Annotated in this window: 1 protein-coding gene; it reads right to left on the bottom strand. The window is 50.5% G+C overall.

Features of this window, described 5'->3' with window-relative positions:
* Positions 1–173: 173 nt before the first annotated feature.
* The coding region (locus FMR86_RS20340; protein WP_203545057.1) for a S26 family signal peptidase at positions 174–366 on the bottom strand (193 nt) is incomplete at its 5' end.

Genomic DNA, 366 nt, shown 5'->3' with positions numbered 1-366 from the left:
CATCGTGTTCTTCTGGATCAGTGAGCCGCAACAAATGACCCCAGAGCCATGTGATGCTGTCGCCGTTGACATGGAAAGCCGCTCCGGTCGGTCTGGCAGGACCGCCGAGGGCTTGAGATATGGCTTCCGCCACATCCCGTTTTTCCGCTATGAATAGACGCATGATCTACCCCCTATTTTTTGAGGGCGTTAAAAAACAGCGAACTGCTTTCGAACGACCCGATGGTTAAAACAGGTACAACCCTCTGCAATTGATCAAGATTGACCAACCCGAAGTAACGGCCATCAAAGCTGTTTTCGGAATGAGTGGACAGGGCCAGACATTTGCCGGAGGGAAGAACTGTTGGTTTCAGGAAAATTGGTAAA

It is taken from the genome of Desulfovibrio sp. JC010 (assembly GCF_010470675.1).
Lineage (GTDB): Bacteria > Desulfobacterota > Desulfovibrionia > Desulfovibrionales > Desulfovibrionaceae > Maridesulfovibrio.
This window is presented reverse-complemented; position numbering and strand designations above follow the sequence as displayed.